We start from the raw sequence: 5202 nt of genomic DNA on the forward strand, positions 1-5202 counted from the left end.
CAGCGGCGCCGTGCGCCCGGAGGCGAGCCGCGCGCGGACGGCCGCCAGCGCCTCATGGGCGGATGCCACCCGCGTCGACTCGGACTCCGGGGCGTCGGACTCCGCGGCGAGGGGGGTCCACTCCACCCGCAACAGCCAGTCGGCCGTGTTCGGGCGCGGCCGGCCGGCGGCGACCGGGCGCGTCTCCAGGGAGTCCACGGTGGCGACCGGCGCTCCGGTCTCGTCCGTGACGTGGATGCTCACAGCGCCGGTACCGTTCGGGCTGACGCGCACGCGCACGCGTCGGGCCCCCGTCGTCTCCAGCCGCACGCCCGACCAGGTGAACGGCAGCCGGACCTCTTCCGCGTCGAGAACGAGGACGTGCAGCGCCGCGTCCAGCAGGGCCGGGTGCACGGAGAAGCCGTCGGGGCGCGCCTGTTCGGGAAGTTCCACCTCGGCGAGCAGGTCGTCCCCGCGGTGCCAGGCCGCGCGCAGCCCCTGGAACAGCGGGCCGTAGCCGACCCCCGCGGCCGCGGCGCGCTCGTACAGGCCGTCGATGTCGGCGGCCACCGCGTCCGGCGGCGGCCAGACCCCGGGCGTGTCCGGGCCGGTCGCCGGGGGCTCGGTGTCGTCGAAGGTGCCGTCGGCGTTCCGCAGCCACTCCTGGGCGCCCGCCGGCCTGGACGACACGGAGACCGCGCGCCCGTCCGCGGCGATCCGTACCCGGACGGCGACGTCACCCTCCTCGGGCACCACCAGCGGCGCGTGCAGGGTGAGTTCGGCGAGCCGGGAGCTGCCGACGCGCCGGCCCGCGGCGAGCGCCAGCTCCACCAGCGCCGTGCCGGGCAGGAGGACGGTGCCGAACACACGGTGGTCGGCCAGCCACGGCTGGCCGCTCAGGTCGAGACGCCCTGTGAGGACCTGGCCGTCCTCGTCGAGGTCGACCGCGGCCCGCAGCAGGGGGTGGTCGAGGGCTTCAAGCCCCGCGCCGGTCACGTCGGCGGCCGGGGCCGCGGCGTCGAGCCAGTAGCGGTCGCGCTGGAACGGGTAGGTGGGGAGGTCGACCCGGTGCGCGCCGCCTCGGGCGCCGACAGCCGTCCAGTCGACGCGGACACCGTGCGTGTGGGCCTCGGCCAGCGCGCGGAGGAACCGGTGCTCGTCGCCCTGTCCTCGGCGCAGCGTACCGAGGGCGGTGCCGCCGGCCGGGCTCGCGTCGAGGATGTCCTGAATGCCGGGGGCCAGCACCGGGTGCGGGGTGGCTTCGATGAAGATCCCGAAGCCGTCGTCGACCATGGTGCGGATGGTCCGGTGGAAGTCGACCGGACGGCGCAGGTTGGCGAACCAGTAGTCGGGCCCGAGGTCCTCCCCCGCCGTACGGGCGGCGGTGACCGTCGAGTACAGCGCGGTCCGCGCGGCGCGCGGCCGGATGCCGGCGAGGCCGTCGAGCAGGGCGCCGCGCAGCTCGTCGACGCGTGGGGAGTGTGACGCGGTGGAGAGCTCCAGCACCCGCGCACGCGCCCCGTCGGCGGTGCACGCGGCGACGAAGTCGGCGAGTTCGCCGCGGTCGCCGACCACGTTCGTCGCGTACGGGCCGTTGTACCCGGCGATCGTCAGCGCCGGCCGGCCGGCGAGGCGCCGTGCGACCTCTTCGGCCGACAGCAGGACGGCGGCGACGGCCCCCTCGTCGAGCGGTGCGCCGGTGCTCAGCCGGCTGCGCACGACGATGACACGCGCGCCGTCGGCCAGGGAAAGCGCTCCACTGACGCAGGCCGCGGCGACCTCGCCCTGGCTGCCGCCGACCACCGCGTCCGGTACGACGCCGTAGGACCGCCAGAGTTCGGCGAGGGAGACCATGACCGCCCACAGGGCCGCCTGGAGGACCTCGGGCGTGTCCAGGGTGCCGGACCTGAGAACCTTCAGCAGGTCCCAGTCCACGAGCGGTTCCAGCGCCCGGGCGCACGCGGCCATGCGCTCGGCGAACACCGCCGAGCCGTCCAGCAGGCCCACGGCCATCCCCTGCCACTGCGAGCCGCCACCGGGGAAGACGAGGGCCACCTTGCCGGTGTCCCTCGCGGTGCCCCGCACCAGCGCGTCAGCGGTGCCGCCCTCCGCCAGGGCGCGCAGCGCCGCGGCCGTCTCGCCGGGCGCACGGCCGCACACAGCGGCCCGGTCCTCGAACGCCTCACGGTGCAGGGCGAGGGTCAGGGCGATGTCGTCGGGGTGGTGCGCGGGCAGCAGGGGAAGCAGAGCGCGCGCCTGGGCGCGCAGCGCCCCCTCGCCGCGGGCGGAGAGGACCCACGGGAGGAGCGGTCCGGTGTCCCGGGCCCGCACGACGGATTCGGTGAGGGGGGCGGCTTCGAGGATCACGTGGGCGTTGGTCCCGCTCACTCCGAACGAGGACACACCGGCCCGGCGTGTCCCCTCCCCGTCCCACTCCCGTTCGTCCGTCAGCAGCCGCATCGCGCCGGAGGACCAGTCGACCTCGCGCGTGGGGCGGTCCGCGTGCAGCGTCCGGGGCAGCACTCCGTGGCGCATGGCCAACACCATCTTGATCACACCGGCCACACCCGCGGCCGCCTGCGTATGACCGATGTTCGACTTCAACGACCCCAGCCAGAGCGGCCGCCGCCGGTCTCTCCCGTACACCTCCAGCAGCGCACGCGCCTCGATCGGATCACCCAGCGGCGTCCCCGTGCCGTGGCCCTCCACCGCGCCCACGTCCGACGCCGACAGCCCCGCGCTCTCCAGCGCCGCCCGGATCACCCGCTCCTGAGCCGGACCGCTCGGCGCCGTCAGGCCGTTCGACGCGCCGTCCTGGTTGACCGCGCTCCCCCGCACCACCGCCAGCACCGGATGGCCCAGCCGCTCGGCGTCCGACAGCCGCTCCAGGAGCACCATGGAGCCGCCCTCGGTGAACGCCGTACCGTCAGCGCCCTCCGCGAACGCCTTGCACCGCGCGTCCGGCGCCAGCGCGCGCAGCCGGCTGTACTCCACCAGCGCGCCCGGTGTGGACATCACCACGACGCCGCCGGCCAGGGCCAGGGTGGACTCCCCCCGGCGCAGGGACTCGCAGGCGAGGTGCAGGCCGACGAGTGAGGAGGAGCAGGCGGTGTCGACGCTGACCGCAGGCCCCTGGAATCCGAAGGTGTACGCGACCCTGCCGGAGGCGATGCTGGCCGCGCTGCCGTTGCCGAGGTAGCCCTCGAACCCGTCGGGGGCTGTCGTGTGCCGCGACGCGTAGTCGTTGTACATCAGGCCGGCGAAGACCCCGGTACGGCTGCCGCGCAGCGAGCCCGGGACGACCCCGGCGCTCTCCACCGCCTCCCATGTCATCTCCAGCAGCAGCCGCTGCTGGGGGTCGACGGTCAGCGCCTCGCGGGGGGACATCCCGAAGAAGCCGGGGTCGAAGTCGGCCGCGTCGTGCAGGAACCCGCCTTCGCGTACGTAGAGGGTGCCCGGCCGGTCAGGGTCCTCGTCGTGGAGCGCCTCAAGGTCCCATCCGCGGTCGGCCGGGAGTCCGGAGATCGCGTCGCGGCCGTCGCTGAGCAGTTTCCAGAGGCCCTCGGGCGTGCTGATCCCGCCGGGCAGCCGACAGGCCATGCCGACGATCGCGACGGGTTCGCGGCCTCGCGCCTCCGCGGCCTCCGCCCGGGTTCGGGCCTCGTGCAGATCGACCGTCACTCGCTTGAGGTACTCAAGAAGTTTCTGTTCGTTGCTCAAGGGTCACCCGAGTTCTGAGTCGATGAGGTCGAAGATCTCGTCCGCTGTGGCGGCCAGCACCCTGTCCCTGACGCCGGCGCCGTCCGGTTCCGGAGCCGCCGTCCCGGTGGAGTCCTCGGAGTCCCGCAGCAGCGCGCGCAGCCGCTCCCGCAGTTGTTCCCGCGCCGGGTCGTCCGCGGGGAGTCCGGCGAGCAACGTGCCCAACCGGTCCAGGTCGCGCAGGGGCCCCTGGTGGGTGGCGGGGGCGAGCAGCCCGCGCAGGTGGGCGGCGAGCGACGCGGCGTCCGGGTGGTCGAACAGGAGGGTCGCCGGCAGGTCCTGGCCGACGGCCGCTGCCAGCGCGTTGCGCAGTTCGACGGCGGCCAGCGAGTCCAGCCCGGCGTCGGTGAACGACCGGTGCGGGTCGAGGCGGGTGCCGGTGCGGTGCCCGAGCACGGCGGCGGTCTCGCGTACGACCAGGTCCAGCAGCGCCCGGTCGCGTTCCTCCTCCGGAAGCGCGGCGAGCCGCTCCGACCACTGCTCGGCGGGGGCGGCGGTCCGCCGGGGTGCGGCTGGGACGAGGTTCCTCAGCAGGTGCGGAACGCCCCTCGCACGCAGGGCCGCGGGGTCCAGGCGCACCGGAGCGAGCACCGGCTGCTCCGACATCAGCGCGGCGTCGAGCAGTGACAGGGCCTCCTCGGCGGTCAGGGGGACCATGCCGGAGCGGCGCAGCCTGAGGTCGTCGCTCCGGGTCAGGTGTGCGGTCATGCCGCCGGTCGTCGCCCAGGGACCCCAGGCCAGTGAGTGCGCGGGGAGACCCTGCGCCCGGCGCTGTTCGGCGAGCGCGTCGAGGAAGGCGTTGGCCGCCGCGTAGTTGGCCTGCCCCGGGCCGCCGAGGGTGCCCGCGAGCGACGAGAACATCACGAAGGCCGAGAGCGGGGTGTCCCGGGTCAGCTCGTGCAGGTGCCACGCGCCGTCCGCCTTCGGGGCCAGCACCGCGTCGACGCTGTCCGGGGTCAGCGACTCCACGGTGCCGTCGGCGAGGACGCCCGCGCAGTGGATCACGGCGGTGAGCGGGTGAGCGGCGGGCACGGCTTCCAGCAGCCGCGCGGTGGCCGCCCGGTCGGAGACGTCGCAGGCGACCGCGTCCACGGTGGCGCCCAGCGTCTCCAGTTCGCGGACGACGGTGTCGTGGTCCGGGGCGCGCCGTCCGACGAGCAGCAGCCGACGCGCGCCGAGACCGGCGACGAGGTGGCGTGCCACGACGCGGCCGAGCGCCCCGGCCGCGCCCGTGACCAGGACGGTGCCCTCCGGGTCGAGCGGACGGCCGGCGGCGGACTCCGGGAGGACCGGTGTCCAGCGCGGTACGCGGATGTCGTCGCCGTGGACGGCGGCTTCGGGTTCGCCCGTGGCCACCGCTTCGGCCACGCGTTCGCGCGGGCCGTCGAGATGGATCAGGACGAATCGCCCGGGGTGTTCTGTCTGCGCGGAACGCACGAGCCCGGAAACGGCGCCGCCGACGGG

The 5202-nt window shown here is 75.2% G+C and carries 2 protein-coding genes; both read right to left on the reverse strand.

Annotated features, from left to right (window positions below; all coding sequences use genetic code 11):
• On the reverse strand, positions 1-3699 hold a 3699-nt coding region (locus QR77_RS03235; RefSeq protein ID WP_078876462.1), incomplete at its 3' end, for a type I polyketide synthase.
• A 3-nt stretch (positions 3700-3702) separates the two neighbouring features.
• Positions 3703-5202, reverse strand: a 1500-nt coding sequence (locus tag QR77_RS46460) for a beta-ketoacyl reductase (protein ID WP_160310875.1), incomplete at its 5' end; no start/stop codon positions are given.

The organism is Streptomyces sp. 150FB (assembly GCF_000818195.1).
Lineage (GTDB): Bacteria > Actinomycetota > Actinomycetes > Streptomycetales > Streptomycetaceae > Streptomyces.